General features: G+C 70.5%; 15 protein-coding genes. 2 read left to right on the top strand and 13 right to left on the bottom strand.

Annotated features, from left to right (window positions below; genetic code table 11):
• Positions 1–46 precede the first annotated feature (46 nt).
• Positions 47–490 carry an OsmC family protein gene (locus JNW91_RS08775; RefSeq protein WP_203174386.1) on the top strand — a complete coding sequence of 148 codons (444 nt, stop codon included), beginning with the start codon at positions 47–49 and terminating at the stop codon, positions 488–490.
• Between the two features lie 254 nt (positions 491–744).
• The gene (locus JNW91_RS08770) at positions 745–2,037 is read left to right on the top strand and encodes a GAF domain-containing protein (protein ID WP_203174385.1); all 1,293 of its coding nucleotides are present in this window, start codon (positions 745–747) and stop codon (positions 2,035–2,037) included.
• A 101-nt stretch (positions 2,038–2,138) separates the two neighbouring features.
• Here JNW91_RS08770 and JNW91_RS08765 read toward each other — a convergent pair whose 3' ends face one another.
• The 13 genes from JNW91_RS08765 to JNW91_RS08705 all read right to left on the bottom strand — a co-directional run bounded on the left by JNW91_RS08765 (position 2,139) and on the right by JNW91_RS08705 (position 18,070).
• The gene (locus tag JNW91_RS08765; RefSeq protein ID WP_203174384.1) at positions 2,139–2,789 is read right to left on the bottom strand and encodes a TMEM175 family protein; all 651 of its coding nucleotides are present in this window, start codon (positions 2,787–2,789) and stop codon (positions 2,139–2,141) included.
• A 284-nt stretch (positions 2,790–3,073) separates the two neighbouring features.
• Entirely contained in the window at positions 3,074–3,877 is an 804-nt protein-coding gene (locus tag JNW91_RS08760) for a class I SAM-dependent methyltransferase (protein ID WP_203174383.1), read from the bottom strand.
• A gap of 32 nt (positions 3,878–3,909) precedes the next feature.
• On the bottom strand, positions 3,910–4,590 hold the full coding sequence (locus JNW91_RS33535; protein ID WP_203174382.1) for an ABC transporter ATP-binding protein: 681 nt from the start codon (positions 4,588–4,590) through the stop codon (positions 3,910–3,912).
• A 91-nt stretch (positions 4,591–4,681) separates the two neighbouring features.
• The gene (locus JNW91_RS08750) at positions 4,682–5,425 is read right to left on the bottom strand and encodes an ABC transporter ATP-binding protein (protein ID WP_203174400.1); all 744 of its coding nucleotides are present in this window, start codon (positions 5,423–5,425) and stop codon (positions 4,682–4,684) included.
• The gene (locus tag JNW91_RS08745; RefSeq protein WP_203174381.1) at positions 5,422–6,429 is read right to left on the bottom strand and encodes a branched-chain amino acid ABC transporter permease; all 1,008 of its coding nucleotides are present in this window, start codon (positions 6,427–6,429) and stop codon (positions 5,422–5,424) included. Before JNW91_RS08745 ends, JNW91_RS08750 begins: the two co-directional genes overlap by 4 nt.
• On the bottom strand, positions 6,426–7,322 hold the full coding sequence (locus JNW91_RS08740; RefSeq protein WP_203174380.1) for a branched-chain amino acid ABC transporter permease: 897 nt from the start codon (positions 7,320–7,322) through the stop codon (positions 6,426–6,428). Before JNW91_RS08740 ends, JNW91_RS08745 begins: the two co-directional genes overlap by 4 nt.
• Entirely contained in the window at positions 7,319–8,512 is a 1,194-nt protein-coding gene (locus JNW91_RS08735; protein ID WP_203174379.1) for an ABC transporter substrate-binding protein, read from the bottom strand. The genes JNW91_RS08740 and JNW91_RS08735 overlap by 4 nt, the downstream gene beginning before the upstream one ends.
• A gap of 52 nt (positions 8,513–8,564) precedes the next feature.
• A complete protein-coding gene (locus JNW91_RS08730; RefSeq protein WP_203174378.1) occupies positions 8,565–8,969 on the bottom strand; it encodes a roadblock/LC7 domain-containing protein in 405 nt (134 codons plus the stop codon).
• Between the two features lie 16 nt (positions 8,970–8,985).
• Entirely contained in the window at positions 8,986–11,367 is a 2,382-nt protein-coding gene (locus JNW91_RS08725; protein WP_203174377.1) for a sensor histidine kinase, read from the bottom strand.
• A gap of 253 nt (positions 11,368–11,620) precedes the next feature.
• Positions 11,621–12,100, bottom strand: coding sequence for a helix-turn-helix transcriptional regulator (locus JNW91_RS08720; protein ID WP_203174376.1), 480 nt, complete (start codon positions 12,098–12,100; stop codon positions 11,621–11,623).
• Between the two features lie 258 nt (positions 12,101–12,358).
• The gene (locus tag JNW91_RS08715; protein WP_203174375.1) at positions 12,359–13,657 is read right to left on the bottom strand and encodes a cytochrome P450; all 1,299 of its coding nucleotides are present in this window, start codon (positions 13,655–13,657) and stop codon (positions 12,359–12,361) included.
• A 569-nt stretch (positions 13,658–14,226) separates the two neighbouring features.
• The gene (locus JNW91_RS08710) at positions 14,227–15,339 is read right to left on the bottom strand and encodes a DUF4185 domain-containing protein (protein WP_407664282.1); all 1,113 of its coding nucleotides are present in this window, start codon (positions 15,337–15,339) and stop codon (positions 14,227–14,229) included.
• A 376-nt stretch (positions 15,340–15,715) separates the two neighbouring features.
• The gene (locus JNW91_RS08705; RefSeq protein WP_203174373.1) at positions 15,716–18,070 is read right to left on the bottom strand and encodes an AbfB domain-containing protein; all 2,355 of its coding nucleotides are present in this window, start codon (positions 18,068–18,070) and stop codon (positions 15,716–15,718) included.
• Positions 18,071–18,178 lie beyond the last annotated feature (108 nt).

Below are 18,178 nucleotides of genomic sequence, written 5' to 3'. Positions count from 1 at the left end.
GCCGGCCGGGCTCCTGGCTCGGAGTCGGGGTAGTAGTTTTCCTGTCATGAGTGACGACACCTTCCGCTCGGTGGAGATCGAGCGCACCAGCGTGGGGAACTACGTCGTGCGGAATGTCCGCGGCGGATCGATGTCGATGGGCGCGGGCGAGGACGCCAGCTTTACACCGGTGGAACTGCTGCTGGCCGCCATCGGCGGCTGCACTGCGATCGACGTGGACCACATCACCAGCCGCCGAGCCGAGCCGACCCGGTTCTCCGTCGACGTCACTGGTGACAAGATCCGGGACGAGGCCGGAGGAAATCGGATGCAGAACCTCCGGGTCGAATTCACCGTGACGTTCCCCCCGGGTGCGGACGGCGACAGGGCGCGCGAGGCGCTGCCCCGGTCGCTGCAGCAGTCGCACGATCGACTTTGCACCGTCTCCCGCACCGTCGAACTGGGTACTCCCGTCTCGGTCGTCGAAGTGACCGGATCCACCACGGACTGAGGTCTTCGGGCGTCGTCTGGCGCTGCGGCCGGCGACGGACGACACTGCGACGACGAGCACGGCAGCGATCGGTCGGTCCATGCCGGGAAGCCCTTGAAGCGTGACGGAACGCCCATCCCCGTGCAGGCGACGGAAGGCAGTGTCCCGTAGGTTGGTAACGCTCAAGCGCGTGATCCACAGATGCGGCTGGCAACGTCATCGGTGGTATCTCATCCTCCATTCCACGCGTCCGCGGTCGAGAGGCAGGCCACGACATGACAGCGGTATCAGGCCGACGGCCGGCTGCTCCGGATCCGGCCGTTGCCGGGCAGGCAGCGGAGGAGGATCTGCGGGCATTGTTCGGGCAGTCCACCGCCCTTTTCGCGTCGCTTGCGGGGCCGGCCCACCTGGTGGAGACGGCCAACCCGACGTTCTTTGCCAGCATCGGCGAGGAACGTTTTCGCACCGGCGTCGCGCTCGTGGACCTGATGCCCGAACTGGCCGGTCAAGACTTCATCGCTCTGCTGGATCAGGTCTACCGCACAAGTGAGCCCCAGACCGGCCGTGACGTCCGGGTCGTGCTGGGCGGTGGTCCGCACGCGCGCGAGACGTTCTTCGACTTCACCTGTGAGCCGCGTCGAGACGCCGACGGCGACGTGACCGGGATTCGAGTTCTCGGCGTGGAGACCACCCAGGTCAAGCATGCCCAACGGCTGATGGTCGAACACCGTGCCCTGCTGGAGCAGATCGCCCGCCAGGCACCCCTGACCGAGGTGCTCGACGGGATGGCCCGCTGTATCGAGAATCTCGCACCGCAGGAGGTGCTCGTCTCCGTTCTCCTCGCCGATCCTGACGGCCGGCACCTGCGCCACGGTGCCGCGCCGAGCCTGCCCGACTTCTACAACCAGGCCATCGACGGGATCGCCACCGGTGAAGGTGTCGGCTCCTGCGGCACCGCCGCTCACCGGCGGGAACCGGTCATCGTCACCGACATCACCACCGACCCGTTCTGGGACGACTTCCGGCACCTGGCCGACCAGGCCGGACTGGCCGCCTGCTGGTCCACCCCGATCCTGGCCCGCGACGGCGGCCTGCTGGGCACCTTCGCCATGTACCACCGCACCCCGCGGGTCCCACAGGACGCTGACCTCGCCCTCACCCGGGTCTTCGCCGGCACCGCGGCCCTGGCCATCGAACGGCACCACATCGAACAGGCGAAGGCGTCTGCCGAAGCCCGCGCCAAGTCAGCCCATGACGAGCTGGCCAAGGCGGTACGCGCGGAGCGGGAACTGCGCGCCGAAGCCGAGCAACGTGCCGCCGCCGCCGCGGAACTCGCTGCCCGGGTGCGTGCCGCCGCCGCCGCGCAGGCCGCCGTGCCGCACCCCGAGCGCTGCCAACTCGGTGGCCCCTCCGGCTGCACCGAAGCGGCCGAGATCAAGATCGCCGATTCGTGGGGTGACTCAGCGTGGGGCTGCTCCACGCACGTCGAGGAAGCCATCCTCAATGTGCGGTCAGTGTTCATCGCGAGCGAGGAACTCGGCGGCCTGGCGGCCTACCTCAACCGCTGACGTTCCCGGCCTGCCCCGGCCTCGGCAGCGGCCCCGGCTGGTCCCGGCCGTGGTATTCGCCCGGTCCGTCGGCTTCCGAGGGGTACGCGTTCCCGGTCCGTTCAGTCGGACCGTTCGGTGGTCCTGCTGTCCTCGCCGTACTCGCCTCGGATCGGTAGGTAATAGGCGGGCAGGAAGCCGGCGATGATGGCGACGCCCGCGATCGGCACGAACGCGCCGACGAGGATGCCGCAGCCGATCCAGACCAGCGCGAGCGCGAATCGGCGGCCGATGGCCCGGACGCCGAAGGGGCCGAGACTGGGGTCCAGCAGTTTGGCGCGGCGGAGATGGGCCCAGATGATGTTGAAAAGGGCTGCGGCCGTCCACAGTGTGCTGCCGTAGACGACGACCGCCGTCCGTAGCCCCTGCTCCGCGCGGAGCGCGTCGGCGAGTAGCGACGTGGAGAACGGCAGGAACGCGATGACCATCAAGAGCACCGTGTTGAGGAACAGAACCTCACGGTCGACGTGCCGGACGCGATCGAACATGACGTGATGGTTGACCCACACCTGCCCGATGAGCAGGAAGCTCAGCGCGTACGCCAGGTACGAAGGCCACAACGCCCCGAGGCCCCGCAGGAGATGCCCGAAGTCCTGCGGCGGTTGAATCTCCAGCACGAGGAGCGTCACGGCGATGGCGAAGACAGCGTCGCTGAAAGCCGCCAGTCGGCCCGGTTGACGCGTGAGCCGCGGAAAGTCGTGTTCGGGAGGCACGACCCAATCGTGCTATACGCGGGGTTCTGTCACGGTCGTCTGCCCCGTTCGGGCCGATTTGGGGAGGTGGACGCAGACCTCGCCACTCACCCGCCGCCCGACAGAGCGCACGACCCGCAACCCGGCCAGGCGCATCGGCGCAGACCGGCCGGGCTCCTGGCGGGGAGCCCGGCCGGTGCGGTCGCCGCCTCCGCAGAGCTGTCCGGCTCAGCGAGGCGAGGGGGCGCTGCGGAGGGTGAGGTACGGACGGCGCGACCGCTCTCCGCGCGGTGACCCGTCAGTTCTCAGCTCGGTAGACGGCCCCGCGTGGAGACGAAGTGGTACGACATGACGGCGAAACTGGGGTCACGGACCAGCCGCCGGAAGGCGCTCAGTTGGTTGGGCGACAGCCCCGCGGCGAGCAGGTCCGGCTCCAACTGGCGTGAGTTCGTCTCGTAGAGCGAGGTTCCGGTCGAACCGCCGGCCCAGCTCTGCGAGTGGGTGATGGTGTCCAGGTCGGTCAGGCCGGCGAGGGCCATCTCGGTGTGCACGTCCTGCGCCCACCCCAGGTCGGCGTCGTGGTCCTCCAGGACACCCATCATAGTTTCCATGACCTGCGCGAAGAGCTTCGCCGCGTCGTCCGTCGGTGCGGTCAGCACCCGCAGCGGCGTGGTGCAGTCGAACTCCTCGACCACGAGCCACCCGCCGGGAGCCAGCGCGCCGGTGAGCGTACGCAGGACCCGTCGTCGGTCGGGGAGGTGCAGCAGCACCAGCCGGGCGTGGATCACATCGAACGCGTCCCCGGGTGGCGGTTCGGTGCGGACGTCGTGCCGCCGTACGCGCAGGTTGCCCTCGGCCACGAGGTGTGTAGGGTCGATGTCCGTGGCCAGCACCTGACCGTCGTCGCCGACCGCGCGGGCGATCCGCCGAGCCATCGAGCCGCCACCCGCACCGACCTCCCAGCAGGTCGCTCCCGGTCGCAGCACCGGGCGGGCCAGACGGCGCATCGTGATCGGGTCCAGGAAGGACTCCAGCGCGTGCATCTGGGGAACGGCGTCCGGTGCACCGTTGTCGAACGTGTACGTGCCATCGCCGGTAGCGGCTGTCATCGGTGTCTACCTCTCCGAGAAGGGTCGGGTGACTACGGGGTGTCGGCCCAGAGCCGAGGCGCGGGCCGGTTGGTCGGGGGCGGTGGGACGGCGGCGGCGACGCTCAACATCGCCACCAGTGGTGCCGGATCGACGCGGGCCTCGACGGTCGGTCGGTCGTAGACCACCCGGCCGTACTCCAGGACCGCCACCCGGTCCGCGACGTCGATCGCGTGCTGGAGTTGCTGCTCCACGAGCAGCACGGTCAAGCCGTCGGCGGCGAGGGCACTGATGAGTTCGCGGACGCGCGCCGCCAGGTCGGGGGAGAGACCCTCACACGGCTCGTCGAGCAGCAGCACCCGCGGTTGGCCGAGGAGCGCGCGCGCTATCGCCAGCATCTGCTGCTCGCCGCCGGAGAGCTCGCAGCCGCGGTGTCTCAGCCGCACCGCCAGCCTCGGCAGCAGTTCGAGGATCCGGGCGACCGTCCAGCCCTCGCCGCCGGGAGTGGCGGCCCGCCACGGCGCGGCCGCCAGGACCAGGTGCTCGGCCACGGTCAGCCGGGAGAAGACCCGCCGGCCCTGCGGCACGAGACCGACCCCGGACTGGGCGATGCGGTGCGGTTGCCGGCCCGCCACGGGCACGCCGCCGATCTCGATGCGACCACTGGAGGCACGCACCAGCCCGGCGATCGTGTGCACGAGCGTGCTCTTGCCCGCCCCGTTGCGACCCACCACGCCTGGATGCTGCCCGGGCGTACCCGGAGGCTGACCTCGTGCAGCACGATCCCCCCGGCGTAGCCGGCACACAGGCGATCCACGGTCAGCATCAGGCCACCCCGTCGGCGTAGGCCTGCCGCACCAGCGGCGAGGTACGGATCTCGTCCGGCGTCCCGGCCGCCAAGGTCTGGCCGTCGCGGAGCACGGTGACCGTGTCGGCTAGGGCGTACACCAGGTCCAGTCGATGTTCGACCAGCAACACGGCGACCGCCCTGGGCAGCGCCCGCAGCAGCTCGACCAGGCGGCCGACCTCGGTGGCGGACAGCCCGGCCGCGGGCTCGTCGAGCAGCAGCAGGCGGGGACGACCGGCAAGGGCCATGGCGATCTCCAACTGGCGTCGTTGCCCGTGTGCGAGGTGCCCGGCGGGCACCGCCGCGACGTCGGCGAGGCCCATCTGCTCCAGCAGCGGGACCGCCCGACGTTGGGCGGTGCGCCGGCGTCCGCCCGGCCACCACCTGCGACGTGGGATGACCCGCGGCAACGCGGCCACCACGACGTTCTCCGTCGCGGTGAGCGTCGAGAAGACCGCTGGCCGTTGGTGTATCCGGTTGATGCCCCGTCGGGCCCGTGCCGCCGGTCCGAGCCGGCTGACGTCCCGTCCATCGAGCCGTACCGTGCCGCGCTGCGGCTTCCTGGCACCGGCGATCACGTTGAGAAGCGTCGTCTTGCCGGCTCCGTTGGGGCCGATCAGCGCGTGCCGCTGGCCGTCGTGAATGGTCAGGTCGACGCCGGCGAGCGCGGCGAGCGAGCCGTAGCGCACGTGGACATCCTGGGCGCTGAGCAGCGGATTCATGCGCGTAGCTCCGGTACCGTGGCGTGCTCACGGACGGCCGTCGCGTCCGGGGCGCTCGGTGGGCGCAGCCTGCCCCGTGCCCGGTTGACGCCGGAGGGCAGCAGGTAGACCGTCGCCACGAACAGTGCTCCCAGCACCAACGGCGCGTGGCCGGGCAGCACCCCGAACAGCCAGTCCCGCACGGCGATGACGAGCGCCGCGCCCACCAGGGCGCCGCCGACCGACGCGGTGCCCCCGATGACGACGCCGAGCAGCAGCAGCGCGGACGTGTCGAAGCCGAAGTCGGCGGGGGAGATGTACTGCTGAGCGACGACGAGCAGCGAGCCGGCCGCACCCGCTATCGCCCCGGCGGCGACGTGTGCGCCGGACACCTGCAGGGGCACCCGGTGCCCGCTGGCCCGCAGCCGCGTCTCGTCGTCGCGGCCGGCACGCAGCAGCAGCCCGGCCCGCGTACGCAGCAGCAACAACACAGCGCCGACCAGCGCGGCAGCGACCACCAGCGTGTACAGGTAACGCGCCTGATCGGTGGCGAGCACCGGCAGCCCCCAGAACGGGCGGACCGCGGGTATGCCGGCCAACCCGTCTGTGCCACCGGTCACCGACCGCCACCGACCGAGGATGGTCACGACGAGTTCACCGATCGCCAGAGTGATCATCAACACGATCACCCCCCGGGCGTGGACGACGAGCGGCACGGTCAGCGCGGCCAGCAGCGCCCCGGCGCCCGCCGCCACGACGACGTGCACGACGCCGACGTCGGAGATCCGACTGCCGAGCACCGCGCAGGCGTAGGCGCCCGCCGCGTACGGAGCGGTCTGGCCGAGGGTGGGCATACCCGCGACGCCGGTGAGCAGTGCCACGCTCACCCCGACCAGGGCCAGCGCCAGCGTCCGGGCGAGGATCGCCGTGGTGTAGTCGTCCACCATCCAGGGCGCCACGACCAGGCCCGCCAGGACGAGTGCCGCGACGGCGCCGCGGGCCCTCCGAATCACCTCGTCCCTCACGTCGCCCCCCACCTGGCGGCCAGGCCACGTGCCCGCACGGCCAGCACGGCCGCCATGGCGGCGAACAGCAGGAACGGTGCGGCGGACGGCAGCAACGCCACCCCCAGCGTCTGGATCTCGCCGATCGCGAGCGCGGCCAGCAGCGTGCCCGCCATGGACCCGAGACCACCGAGGACCACGACCACCAGGGACAACAACAGCACCGTGTCGGCGGTGTCCGTGCCGGGGCCGATGATCGGCGCGCCCAGGACCCCGGCCGCGCCCGCCAACGCACCGGCGGCGGCGAGCACACCAGCACGGATCCGGGCGGGGCTCACCCCCAGACAGGCGACCATCTCCGGGTCGTCGACGGCCGCCCGGACGAGCATCCCGGCCCTGGTGCGGCGCACCACGAGGTAGAGCGCGGCGGAGATCACCGCGGCGACGGCGATGAAGACGAGCCGGTACGCGGCGTACCGGTGACCGGCGACCACCACCGACCCGTCCAGGGCGGCCGGCACCCGGACCTGCGGATCGTCGGGCCCGAAGCCGGCGACGAGCAGGCTGCCGCCGGCCAGCGCCACCCCGAAGGTCAGCAGCGCCTGGGTCAGGTGGTTGCCGGCGGCGACCGGTGTGAGCAGGCCGGCCAGCAACACACCCGCCGCGGCGGCGGCCAGCACACCGACCGCCAGCGCCAGCGCCAGACTCGCCCAGCCGCCGTCGAGCAGCGCCGCCGCGGTGTATCCCCCGATCGCGTAGAGGGTGCCGTGCGCCAGGTTGAGAATGTTGGCGACGCCGAAACAGACGACCAGGCCCGAGGCGGCGACGAAGACGAGCAGCCCGTAGGCGACTCCGTCCAGCGCCGGGATCAGGTACGGGTCGATCCGGTTCGTGCCGACCGCCACCGCGATCACCGGCCGACGGTCGCGAGGTCACCCACGACGGTGTTGGACAGCGCCCGTCCGTCCTGGCGGACCTGGCGCAGGTACCACTTCTGCACGGGCGAGTGCGTGGTGCTGGAGAACTGCCAGGTTCCGCGCGGGCTGGCGATCTGGCCGAGCTTGCCGATGGCCGCGTTGATGGCCTCCGGAGTCGGGTCGCTGCCGGCGGCACCGATGGCCCGGTCCAGCACTGCCGCCGCGTCGTACGAGGCCAGCGCGTACGTGGTCGGGGAACCGTCGTGCTTGGCCTTCCACGCCGCCACGAAGGCGCGGTTCTCCGCGTTGTCGAGGTCCGGCGAGTAGTTGAGCACCGAGTAGATGTCCCGGGCGGCCTCGCCCTGCGCGTTGAGCACACCGCCCTCGGTGAGGAACCCGGCCGCGTACAGCGGGATGTCCTTGATCTCGGACTGCGCGTACTGCTTGACGAAGTCGACGGCGGCGCTGCCGGCGTAGAAGGTGTAGACGGCGGCCGCGCCCGAGGCCTTGATCCGCGCGAAGTACGGGGTGAAGTTGGTGGTGGCCGGGAAGGGGGTGAAGGTGGTCTTGCCGTCGGCATTGGCGAGCTTCCCGCCGATCTTTCCGAAGGCGTCGGTGAAGCCGCGCAGCTCGTCCCAGCCGCCCTGGTAGTCCGGGCCGATCGCGTACACGGAGCCCCGCACGTTGTCCCGGACGTGCTGGGCGATCGCCGCCCCGGGCTCGTCCGAGAGGTACGAGGTGTGCCAGACCCGGGAGACGTCCTTGAGTTCCGGCCGGCCGTTGGAGCCGACGAGGGGCACCTTGGTCTCGTTGAGCAGAGGGGTGACTCCGGCGACCGAGCCGCCACCGACGATGCCGGTGAGCGCGGACACCCGGTCCTGCTTGAGCAGTTTGGTCGCCGCCGGCACGGCGGTCTGGGCGCCGTTGCCCTCGTCCGCCACAACGAGGTCGACCTGTCGACCGCCGAGCTTGCCGTCGTGGGTGTCCAGGTAGAGCTGGAAGCCGTCGCGGATCTCCGTACCGACGGCCTGGTACGTCCCGGACAGCGATGCGAGCAGGCCGATCTTTATCGATCCGCTGGCACTCGTGCCGGGCCCTTCGTCGCCGCAGGCCGTGCTGACACCCAGCACGAGCGTGAGCAGTGTCGCGGTGAGGGCACGGCTGCGCCAAGGGGTGGTGAGAGACATGTGTTTTCTCCAGGGAAGGGAGGGGGCTCCGGCGTGGGGGCGCCGGGGGTCGTCAGCGGCTGCGGGCGAGTGCCGCGCGGGCCGCGGGGGTCAGGGCGTCCCCGATGCGATTGGCCAACTCGGTCATCTCGTACGAGACCTTGCCCACGTCGCACTCGGGCGCGGCGAGCACCAGCAACGAGGCGCCGTCGTTGAAGGCCATCGAGAACATGAACCCGCCCTCGAGCTGCGTGACGTTGGAGATCACCGCTCCGGCGTCGAAGAAGGCGGCCGCGCCCCGCAGCAGACTGACCAGGCCGCTGCCCGTCGCGGCGAGCTGGTCGGCCCGGTCCGGTGGCAGGTCGCGGGTGGCGGCCACCATCAGGCCGTCGCTGGATATCGCGATCGCATGGCTGACCTCGGTCGCGCGCGCCGCGAAGCTGTCCAGCAGCCAGCCGAGATCCTGTTGGTCACTCACACTTTCTCCTGTCGCGTCATTTGTTGCCGAGGTCGATCGGGGTGCGCCGTCGGGTCGCCACACCCCGGGCGTACGCGGCCATGGCGGTGGCCACCTGGGCGGGGTCGCGGTACTCCGACCGCTGTTGCTGCTGGGGCACCGTCACACCGCCGGGCACGAGGTGCCGTTGCGGCTGCCGTTTGGGCAGGCCGGACGTGGTGGTCGTGGTGACCTCCGGGGCCGTCGCCTCGGCCGCGGTGCGCCAGGCGTCGTCGGCCGGGCTGGACCACTCCCGGTCGTTCTGCCCCTCGACGACATCGGTGTGGAACCAGTGGTTGACCTGTTCGAAGATGAGCAGCTCCTCGGTGGGCGCGTCCCCCCGGTCCGGGGGTGGGGGAGTCGGTCGGAACACCGGCGCCGCGGGCAGGGTCGGGGGGCGTCCGGCGGTGGGTTCGGGTCGCGGCTGGTACGGCGGTGGCGGGTTGGCCGTCCGGGCCGCACGCCGCGACAGTCGTCCGGGGGCGAGCAGGTACTCCTCCGGCGGCAGGGACCGGATCATCGCGGCGGGCAGGGTCGCCTCGGCGAGGGTGCCCCGTCGGGGACCGCGTCGCAGTTGGACGGTGGCGCCCAACCGGGCCGCGAGCTGGCCCACGACGACCAGCCCCATCGCCCGTACGGCGGCGACGTCGATGGCCGGCGGGTGGGCCAGCAACTCGTTGAGCTGCTCCATCCGCTGCGGGGACAGCCCCACGCCCTCGTCGCTGATCTGGACGATGACGCGGTCACCCAGGCTCCGGCCGCTCACCCAGGTCTCGCTGTCCGGCGGCGAGTACGTCGTCGCGTTGTCCATGAGTTCGGCGAGCAGGTGCACGACCTCGTCGACGGTCTTCGCCGCGACGGCGACATCCCCGTCGATCATGCCGAGCCGGACCCGGGCGTAGTGCTCGATCTGGGACAGCGCCGCCTGGAGCACCTGTTGCAGCGGAACGTCGTGCTGGCGTACACGACCAACGCCGACGCCGCCGAGCACCAGCAGGCTCGCGTTGATCCGTCCCATCCGGGTCGCCAGGTTGTCCAGCGTGTACAGCTGGTGGAGCCGGTCGGGGTCGGTCTCGTCCCGCTCCACCAGGTCGACCTGGGCCAGGACGGCGTCGACGAGTCGCTGTTCGCGGCGGCTCAGGTGGATGAAGATGTCGGCGGTGTTGGCGCGCATGACGGCCTGCCCGGCGGCCGTCCGGACGGCGGCCTGGTGCACGGCGCTGAACGCCTGGCCCAGCTCGCCGATCTCGTCGTCGCTGGACGGTTCGAGGGCGGCGACGGACTGCTGGCGAGCCAGCTCGTCCGGGTCGACGGCGGCACCGCCCGGCTGTTGGAGTTGGGCCACCACGGCGGGGAGCTGTTTGAACGCGACGGCGTTGGCCGCGTCCCGCAGGCGCCGCAGTCGCCGGGTGATCTGTCGGGCGACGGCCCAGGTCACCAGCGCGGTCAGCACCAGTGCCAGGAGGACACCGGCCACCTCGGCCACCGCCCGGCGGCGTTGGTCGGTGTGCGCGGCCCGGACGTCGTCGAGCACCGCGGCGTCGACCCGCGCCCGCAGGTCGGACAGGCGGGCCGCACGCGCCTGCGTGGTGGACACCCAGGCGGCGGTCTCCAGCTGCAGTGTCGTCCCGGGCTGCGCGCGGGACACGTCGTCCTGCATCCGTTGCAGGGCGAGCGCCTCCTTGCCGGTGCCGGCCTGCTCCCACCAGGTGCTCCACTCGGGTGGGGCCAGGGCCAGGAAGGACAGGCTCGATTCGGTGTAACTCGTACGGGCCGCGGTGATGTCCTGCTGCATGGCGGGGGTGAGTTCGCCCGCCGCGACCGCGCGGAGCACGGCGACCTGCTGCTGGCCGATCGCCTCGGCCGTCTTCGACAGCGCCGCCGAAGCCCGGATCCCGTCGGCGAGTTGGGCGTTGACCACGCCGTGCGAGACGTTCTCCCGGAGGTTGATCAGGTCGGCGATCGCGATGCGGTAGCTGAAGGTCATCGCCGACACCGAGGCGTGCGCTGCGGTACGCACCTGGGTGCGCAGCGGGGCGAGGCCGTTCAGGGCGGCATCGATGCGGCGCAGGAGGGGCTGGTTGGCGTTGGCGTCGGCGGGCAGCCGGTCACGTTGCCGGCGGTAGCGGGCGGCGGCGTCGTCGGTGGCGGCCATCTCCGCGCCGAAGGCGTCCTGTTGCTCCGGTGCGGCGAAGGTGAGCAGGTCGGCAGCGGCGACGCGCTCGCGTTGCAGGCGGTAGGCCAGCTCACCGGCCTCGGCGCCGACCTGTGCCAGGATCCGCAGGTCGTTGGCGCGGCCCGTCTGGCGCCCGCTTTCGGTGAGCGCGAGACCGGCGAACCCGATCACGGCGACGAGCGGTGCCGCGACGATGAGGCGCATCCGGCCGGCTATCTTCCAGCCGCGCCGGCGGGTCGGGTAGGGTCGGGCCGCGTGGGACCTCGTGCTCGACGTCAAGATTGACTCCCACGACTCGTCGACGACGGTCTATCCGCACGTTGCCAAATGCAAGTCCCATTCGGCCGGAAGCCGCGCTCGTAGGCCAGACCTGGCCGTGGTACAAACTGCCCGTACCAGCATCTGTACCCAACGTCAGCGGCCGGTCACGCGGCGCGGGATCACCGGGTTCGTGAGGTTAGTGCTGGTCGTCGAGGGGGCCGATCGCCCGGCCCCGCCGTCGGTCGTCCGGGTCGGGTTGGCCACTGAGGACCTGGCCGATCAGCTCGCGCAACTCGTCGATGGCGTCCACCACCGCACCCGGGTCGCGCGCGTCGCGCCGACCACGCTGACGTGGCACCCGCCGATCCGGCTGCGCCGGGTCCGAGGAGCGCGGCCCGCGGCGCCCGTCGGCCGCCAACTGTTCGGCGGCGACCTGCGGCCACAGCGCCGCCAGCACGCCGTTGGTGTCGAGCACGTCGTCGCAGCGCACCGCGAACTCGAGACTGCCGAACCGGCGACCCGACTCCACCGCCGCGACCGTCTCCCGGCTGAACCGCACCAGATCCGCCAGTGCCCGCTGGGTCAGGCCCCGTCGGAGACGGCAGCTGCGCAGTTCCCAGCGGAACCGCTGACTGGCCGCGGAGTGAGCGGAGCTCGACGGGGATGTGTGCTCCATGCGCTCACCTTCGTGACAACCGGGAATCGGCAGCGGACACAGATCAAGATTGTCCGCTGCGCGTGGCATTCGTAGAGGGCAATTCTTAACCCAGGACGCTATGGGTGTGAAGACGTTGACCGACATGGATTGCCTGGCAAAGCGTGAAAGGTGTGCGCCGGACCGGGTGCGGGCGTCGCGGTGCAACGGGACGTGGTGCAGACCGCGCCGTCCGCCCCACCTGTGGGTCGTGTGCAGGCTACCTGGCTCGGCGCGCGCTCACTGCCCGGCGATGCGCGCCTCGGCCGCCGCCGCCTCTCGTGCCGACGGGACGGACACGGGCGCCATGATATCAATTATCGCGCTCAGCGTGTGGTGCGCGCGAAACGCAACATTGGGTTTGTATGAACGATGTTGCTCGGGCGTCAGCCGTAGGCCGGGAATGGCTGCGGCGAGCCGGGTGAGCGCGATCGTGGCCTCAAGTCGCGCCAATCCCGCCCCGATGCAGAAATGTGGACCGTGGCCGAACGACAGGTGATCCCCGACATCGGAACGGTGCGGGTCGAACCGGTCCGGATGCGTGAAGACCGCCGGGTCCCGGTTGGCCGCTCCGATCAACAGCAGGCAACGCGCCCCCGCCGGAATGGTGACCTCTCCCAGGGTGACGTCCCGGCGGGTCACCCGGAGCCACCCGTCGATGGCGGGCGCGAACCGGAGCGTCTCGGCCACGAACGCGGGGACGATCCGCGGATCCGCGGCCATCGCCGACCACCGCTGCGGAGTGGACAGTGCCTGGTCGAGGGCGTGAGCCAGCAGCCCGGCGGTCGTTTCGTGGCCGGCGACCAGGAGGTTGAAGGCCAAACTCGCCACCTCGGGCACCGTCAGCACCGCGTCGTCGTCGTCGCGGTAGGTCAGGGCCCGGCTGATGAAGTCGTCGGCCCGGTGACCACTGTCCACCCGCTGACGCACGAGCTCCTGGCAGTAGCGCCAGAACTCCAGCAGGCCCTGCGCCAGGCGGACCTGCTCGGCCGGGTCCGGTTGCCCCCAGATGAGAGCGATCTGACCGTCCGCCCACCGTCGGATCCGCGCGATGTCGGCGTCGGGTACTCCGAGGATGTCCAGGACGACCAGCAGGGGAAGCTCGGTGGCGAAGTTCGCGACGAGGTCGACCTGATCGCCCTGGCGGGCGACCAGCCGGGACACCAGCTGGTCGACCCGACGGCGGACGATCTCGCCGTACTCGGCCTCGACCCGGTCGGGGGTGTTCGCGAAGGTGGCCCGCAGTGCCCGACGGGTGCGGGGGTGCACCGGCGGGTCCGCGGCGGCCGTCGTGGGCGGCGCGTCGATCTGCATGACCACGCCCATCGCCTCCGGGCAGATTTCGTACACCGGAGCCAGGGTGAGGGCGTTGGTGAACGTCGCGGCGTCGGCGAGGCCGCGCCGGACGTACTCGTGCCTGCTGATCAACCACAGGCCCAGATCCTCGGCGTAGTGCACCCCGGCGGGATCGTCCAGAATGCGTCGCCACACGCTGGCCGGATCGGTGAGATAGGCCCCGGTGAACGGATTCAACCGCATGGAACGCCTCCTGATGCGCGCGGCGAGAAATCGGCAGCGCCCCCATTCAGCGAACCGCGTCAGTCGGGCCGATAATGGCGCGCATCTGCCTGCTACTCATCACGGTGCGCTGACCAGCTGCACAAGTCAAGATTGGCCGAAGTCTATTTATGGAATGTCAGAATTGCGTGGTGCAACGGACGGGTCATTCCCGGCCGGATGCAAGTTGCGAGCCGGTTCTTGCCTGAGTCAGCCCAGTGGAGCAGGTCGGATTTGTGCGCCTTAAAGCCGGAGCCGAGCGCCATGCCGCTCATGGTGCGCCGCGGCGCTGCGGCCGGGCGAGCGGAGTCGGCCCCGATCGGGCCGGCCACGATGGGCGGTGAAGAAAGCAGGTCGCCGCATTTCCCTCATGACCGGGAAACGACACCCGCGACAGCAGGTGACGCTGGATCGGGTCGCGGTCCGGATGGCAGGAGCGCGGGTCGGCGTCGCCTGGTTCCGGGTGGCGTGCCGTGGCGCCGAATCGCCGTCGCGTTTCCGCCCCGGCGAAAGGAAGGTGAGGTTGTTCGTCGGTCCGGTGGTCGGCCTGGTCACACCGAGCCGACGAACTGGCTGACGTGGTAGGCGGTGCTGCGGCCGTCGGGCGTACGGGTCCATTTCGAGACCATCAGGTGCAGATCGTTGGCGTCGCGACTCGACCAGGGATGAATGAACCCGCCGTACAGGCCAGGCTCCTGCCAGCTCGTGACCTGGACTTTCTCCGCTGTCCACACCTGGTCCGGCCCGGGAGCGGTCCGGGTGACCAGACAGCCGGTCTGGCAGTTCAGGTACGACATCACCCAGGTGCCGTCACCCAGCCGGCGTACGGACGGCTCGCCGAAGCGGCCCGTCAGGATGGGTGTGCAGGGCCGCCCCCAGCCCCAGTCCGTGCCGTTCCAGCCCCACCCCTCATACGATTCCGGGTGGAAGAGGCGGTCCCACCGGACGCGACGCAGCATCATCGGGCCGTTCTGACGCCCTGCTCGTACGGAGAAGACGTAGACGTGGTCACCGGCTCGCTGCATGGTCCACATCTGGAACGGGTCGCTGTTGTCCGGGCTGTTCCACCACTTCAGGGGCGTACGGACGAAGTCGTTGCCGTTGTCGGTGTAGGCCAGCCCCGCGTAGCGCGACTTCCAGTGTGGTCCCGCCGGGCCGGCGGAGTTCCAGTTCTCGATGCTCATGTACGAGATGAGCTGTCGGCCGGTCTCGGGGAAGCTGATGCCGTCGTTGGGGATGACGGTCACCTCGGGAAGGCCGTCGATGCCGATGCCGTGGTGGCCGTTGTGCATCAACTCCGGAGCGCGACCGTTGCCCGCGACCCGTGCCGCGCTGTCGAAGACCACTCCGCCCGCCGCGCGCGGGTGGATGGCGGAGCGCAACATGACCGGCGACCGCCAGTCGTTGGGCAGAGGTGGGCCCTCCGGCCACGGGGTGTCGAAGGTGTCACCGAAGAGGTAGCCGGTCGACCCGTTCTCCAGCACGTAGGGGATGCCCAAATCGGTGCCGGCGACCCGCCACCGGCTGTTGGTGTCGAGGTCCGCGCCGGTCAACCGCTTCTTCCACGTCGCCGCCTGGGCGGGGCCGGCCGCGGTCAGGGCGGCGCCGAGGGCGCTGGCCGCACCAACGGCGGCGACGTGACCGATGAACGAGCGGCGACGCATACCCATGGTCGGCTCTCCCGGGCGGGCGGTTGGAGGTCGATTACCGGCGAGTTAACCTGCGGCCGTGGTCGATGTCAATAGCTGTCTGTTCATGGCTGCGCAATGAAGGAAATCTTCGAGCCCCATTGACGTTGGTCATCGTCTTGATGGCACGCTCGGCCCTCGACACCGCGGCTAGAGGGAGGTACGCGAAGCCACCAAGCTGATTCCCCGACCTCGCGAGGAGCACCGTGAGACGTACTCTGCTGGCGCCCGAGCCCAGCTCGACGAGGCCGCCCGTGCCCATGCCATCGCCGGCGACCGCGGGGTCCGGCCAGGCCGGAACCCCCGCGGTCGTCAGATGGCCCGCGACGACCCTGTCGCGGGCTCGGACCGATCAGGGTGCCCAGGGGGCGGCGATGTTCCAGGTGCTGTCGGCGGCCCACAGGGTTGGCGTGTTGTACGCGTCGCCGCCAGCGCCGTTGCTGAGCCAGACCTCCGAGTTGTAGTGCCGCAGGTACCTACCCCGGAAGTTGTACGACTCCAGCGACACCCCTGTGCCGGTCAGTCCCACGCGTGCACACCAGGTGGCGTCGGCGCGGGTCAGCGTGGAGCCGTCGTTCGGCGAGTTGCGTACCCGCGAGTCCAGGTGCCGCAGGTACTGCCCGGGGAAGTTGACCGACTCGAACGAGTAGCAGTTGGCGTCGGCCAGGCCAGGCCGGATGGTGTACGTCGCATCGTTCTTGAGCAGGCTCGGACTGCCGGCGTCGATCACCTCGGTGTAGGCCAGGCTGTCCCGGTGCCGCAGGTAGCGGTTGGTGTGGCCGGGCGTGGTCACCTGCAACGACCGCCGGGCGTTGACCGGGAGCGCGACGGGCGCCGAGCTGCCGATGGACTTCGAGGCGTTGATCAATGCGGTGTTGGCGGCGCGGACCCGCGCCTGATCCATTTTGATCACCTGCCGGTCGTAGGTGAGGAAGCCGTTCAGCTCGCCCTCCAGGTCGGTGATCTCGGTGTAGATCGAGGCGCTGAGACCCTTGCCGAGCATCAGGTTCTGGGTGCCCTGAACCAGCCCCACGTACCGGTCCGTGAGCGCGCTCGAACTGGCCTGCCACTCGTAGGCGAAGAAGCTGCCGTTCGGGCTGTACTCGTGGCCCGGCGTGTGCAGGCCCAGGCCGCCGAACTCACCGAGCACCGCGATCCGGCTGCTCGACGGTGTGGGCGAGTCCGGTCCGAGGTAGACGTGCCAGTCGTCGATGTCACCGTTGCCGGGGTTGCCGAGGGACTGGCAGCAGTTGTGGCCGCTGTGCGGGTTGACCAGACGTGTCGGGTCCTGGTTCTTGATGTTCTGCGCGACCCGGCGGGTGTCGGCGAGGGACCGTTCGCCCCAGCCCTCGTTGTAGGGCGTGTACGCGATCACGGCGGGTGAGCTGCGGTGCTCGTCGACGATCTCGCGTGCCTCGGTCTCGAACTGCGCCTGCTGGGCGTCGGTGGGGTTGATGTCCTGCGCGGTCAGCGACGGGATGTCCTGCCAGACCAGCAGGCCGAGCCGGTCCGCGTGGTAGAACCAGCGCTGTGGTTCGACCTTGATGTGCTTGCGCACCATGTTGAAGCCCAGGTCCTTGTGCTTCTGCAGGTCGAAGGCGAGGGCGGCGTCGGTCGGCGCGGTGTAGAGCCCGTCCGGCCAGAAACCCTGGTCGAGGGTGCCGACCTGGAAAACGAACTGGCCGTTGAGCTTGGGGCGCAGCACGCCGTTCACCAGGCCGGTGGTGATCTCCCGCATGCCGAAGTAGTGCAGGGTTCGGTCCACCGTGGCGTTCCCGGCGTTGCGGAGGGTGACCCGGAGGTTGTAGAGGAACGGGTCGTCGGGTGACCAGCGGCGCGCGTTGGGCACCGGCACGCTGAAGTCGGTGAAGCCGCCGGTGGCCGACCCGACGACGGTACTTCCGTTCAGCGCCTCGGCGAGTACGGTGTGGCCGCTCACGTCGCCCCGGGTGAAGACCCGGACCCGCAGGGTGTTGTTGCTCAGGTTCGGGTAGACGTCGACGCTGCTGATGGAGGCGGTGGGCACCGGCTCCATCCACACCGTCTGCCAGATCCCCGAGCTGGGGGTGTAGAAGATCCCGCCGGGTGTCTTGGTCTGCTTGCCGATGGCGGGCAGGCTGCCGTTCTGTCGGGTGTCGGTGGGGTCCCAGACCTTGACGACGATCTCGTTGGTCCCGGCGGTGAGCTGAGGGGTCACGTCGAAGGTGAACGCGTCGTAGCCACCGGTGTGCGCACCGACCCGTACACCGTTGACCCAGACGGTGCTCTGCCAGTCGACGGCGCCGAAGTGCAGCAGGGTCCGTCGACCCGACCAGTTCGCCGGGACGGTGACGGTACGCCGGTAGAACAGGTAGTTGCGGTTGTCGTTGGCGGCCCGTTGGATGCCGGAGAGGGCGCTCTCCACCGGGAAGGGCACGTTGACGCGCTCGGGCAGGTCGGTGCCGAACTGTGGGGCGTCGTCGGTGGCCGACTGGCGGAGCTGCCACTCGCCGTTGAGATTGAGCCAGTCCGGCCGGGTCATCTGGGGTCGTGGGTACTCGGGCAGGGGTGTGCCGACCAGTGCCTGGCTGGTCCAGGGGGTGGTCAGTGGCGGCGTCTTGGCCGGTGCGGCGTGTGCCGCCGGGGCTGGCGCGGCGAGAACGCCGACGACCAGGGCGAGGATGAGCAGCAGCGGCAGGGCGGGGCGGATGGGGTCCTGACGTGTCATGCCGTCTCCGGAGGGCGAGTCGCCGCGGGCGGTACTGCCAAGCCCGAAGCGCGTGGGTGGTGGGCATCGGGGTGGTCACTGACGAGGGACGGGCGTCATCGACGGATG

This window comes from Micromonospora parastrephiae (assembly GCF_016802865.1).
In the GTDB taxonomy this organism is placed as follows: Bacteria; Actinomycetota; Actinomycetes; order Mycobacteriales; family Micromonosporaceae; genus Micromonospora; species Micromonospora parastrephiae.
This window is presented reverse-complemented; position numbering and strand designations above follow the sequence as displayed.

What these genes read in the sequence shown, in the direction of transcription:
- JNW91_RS08710 (WP_407664282.1), bottom strand. Translation starts at nt 15,339, where the DNA reads ATGCGTCGCCGCTCGTTCATCGGTCACGTCGCCGCCGTTGGTGCGGCC.
- JNW91_RS08720 (WP_203174376.1), bottom strand. Translation starts at nt 12,100, where the DNA reads ATGGAGCACACATCCCCGTCGAGCTCCGCTCACTCCGCGGCCAGTCAG.
- JNW91_RS08775 (WP_203174386.1), top strand. Translation starts at nt 47, where the DNA reads ATGAGTGACGACACCTTCCGCTCGGTGGAGATCGAGCGCACCAGCGTG.
- JNW91_RS08715 (WP_203174375.1), bottom strand. Translation starts at nt 13,657, where the DNA reads ATGCGGTTGAATCCGTTCACCGGGGCCTATCTCACCGATCCGGCCAGC.
- JNW91_RS08725 (WP_203174377.1), bottom strand. Translation starts at nt 11,367, where the DNA reads ATGCGCCTCATCGTCGCGGCACCGCTCGTCGCCGTGATCGGGTTCGCC.
- JNW91_RS08760 (WP_203174383.1), bottom strand. Translation starts at nt 3,877, where the DNA reads ATGACAGCCGCTACCGGCGATGGCACGTACACGTTCGACAACGGTGCA.
- JNW91_RS08770 (WP_203174385.1), top strand. Translation starts at nt 745, where the DNA reads ATGACAGCGGTATCAGGCCGACGGCCGGCTGCTCCGGATCCGGCCGTT.
- JNW91_RS08750 (WP_203174400.1), bottom strand. Translation starts at nt 5,425, where the DNA reads ATGAATCCGCTGCTCAGCGCCCAGGATGTCCACGTGCGCTACGGCTCG.
- JNW91_RS08735 (WP_203174379.1), bottom strand. Translation starts at nt 8,512, where the DNA reads ATGTCTCTCACCACCCCTTGGCGCAGCCGTGCCCTCACCGCGACACTG.
- JNW91_RS08705 (WP_203174373.1), bottom strand. Translation starts at nt 18,070, where the DNA reads ATGACACGTCAGGACCCCATCCGCCCCGCCCTGCCGCTGCTGCTCATC.